This window comes from Paenibacillus cisolokensis (assembly GCF_050481165.1).
In the GTDB taxonomy this organism is placed as follows: domain Bacteria; phylum Bacillota; class Bacilli; order Paenibacillales; family Paenibacillaceae; genus Paenibacillus_AH; species Paenibacillus_AH cisolokensis.
Map to the genome: position 1 here is coordinate 1 of NZ_JBCNFP010000211.1, position 1777 is coordinate 1777.

The window sequence follows — 1777 nt, forward strand, 5'->3', positions numbered from 1 at the left end:
CCATACCGCCGCCCCGTCGATGTGCCCGCTCAGCTCCCGCAGCGGCATATAGACGCGGCCGTCCCGCACAAGCGGCTCATGCTGCATCGTCAAGGGCTCGCCGTTCCAGACGATCTCGATGCGTCCTGTCTCCGCTGCCACTGAATGGATGGGCGTCATTCCGGTTAAAAGTGCCGCCAAAGACACGATATGAAGTAGTTTTCTCATCTGGATCCACCCTTTCTACTCATTTGCTGTTAATAACGTCAACTAAATAAAAAATGTTGCTTATGCATTTTAAATTTATCCATTCTAATTTTACCTTTAAAAATTCTATCATCAACCAAGTTTGAAAAAGAACGAGTGATGATAAAAGGCTTTCAAAAAACTATGCCTCTTATTACCACTCGTCACCACGTTTTATAATTCATTACTGTAAAAATTCGAAAACAATATTAGAAGAAGTAGACTTAGTGTGATACAGTAATTGTCGCCCTATTTCCCGATATGTTAATCGTGGCATATTCTTGGGCATCTATCACAGGAGTTTTTGCCACACCATCCACCATAATATTTTTGAAATCTGCATAGTTATTACCAGTAACATCTTCAGAACCTGCAACAGTTGCAAGTATCTTCCATTGCGTTACGCTTGTTACTTTGGTATTCGCAATCTCAAGAATTGAAGTTAACCAGGTATCTGAGGTATTGTTACAATTCATATCCCCGCATTCAGCATAGCCACTTTGAGTTAACCGTAAATTATTATTTACATTGCGATAAACGGAGAAATTAACGTCAGTTCCACCTTTGAAACCATTTTTGTACTGTACTTGGTCGTAGCCACTGAGAAAAGTTCCTCTTAACTGAGTGCCATTGTAATACCCAACATGCGGCTTCCATATCACGTATCCCCAGCTATTGCTATACTGGAGCCCCATATCTGCTTCCACAGTAAAGCCCGGATTACCACTCGCACTATCACCTACTCCGCTGAAACCTGAATATGTCCAAGCTATTCCGTTAGTTGTTGACCCCATTTGAGCTTGTGTAGCAGTACGGACTGTTGTTGTTAAATAATTTCCGTTTTGTCGAATAACCGCTCGTCCCCCAATTCCGTTAGGTATAGTTGCCAATGCACTAAATGAAGACTCTTCTTCTGACTCTTCTACCACATCACCAACTATGTAAGTTTCGGAATTTTCTGGTGTTAACTCATAAAAATACCCAATTCCGTCCTCAATGTAGTAATAATTGATTACTTGCTCTGTTTCATTACTTTTCAATAAGGCAGCGTTTTTCACGATCTCTTCCTGTGCTTTCTTTCTCGACCTTTGCAAAACTTCATCAAGTTTCGATTGACTGACTGCCTTCTTTGTTAAAACCAACGTCTTTGGTTTTTTCTGAATATTTACCGAAGGCTCATCGACTGAAGCGCTGGGACTATACGTAAAGCCACCAAGTAGTAGTACCACTAAACCTCCTGAAAGAATCCTCTTCAAAAGTTCCATTATACTCCACCCACCTAATCATAAAATTTAGCATCCGTTTTAACTGATAGATTCAGTACAAACACACGAACGTCCAAATCTCACGTATACCCAGTAAAAACTATCACCCCCAATACACCCCAAAATCTCCTTTTATTCCATTTTATCCCTACAACTATAATATTCCATTATTATCCTTTTGTCAACCCTATTATCTGTAAACCACCTTTGAAAGGTTTAATTTTCGCTTCTTCTCTCCCAGGCTACTAGATAGGGAAAATGAAAGGCGCCGTGATAGTTCGCATCCA

At 40.6% G+C, this 1777-nt stretch carries 2 protein-coding genes; both read right to left on the reverse strand.

What is annotated here, in order from left to right; translation table 11 throughout:
• Positions 1–207, reverse strand: a 207-nt coding sequence (locus ABEV74_RS23110; protein ID WP_430150070.1) for a stalk domain-containing protein, incomplete at its 3' end; no start/stop codon positions are given.
• A 242-nt stretch (positions 208–449) separates the two neighbouring features.
• Complete coding sequence (locus ABEV74_RS23115; protein ID WP_430150072.1) at positions 450–1490, reverse strand: YrpD family protein; 1041 nt, start codon at positions 1488–1490, stop codon at positions 450–452.
• Positions 1491–1777: the final 287 nt, after the last annotated feature.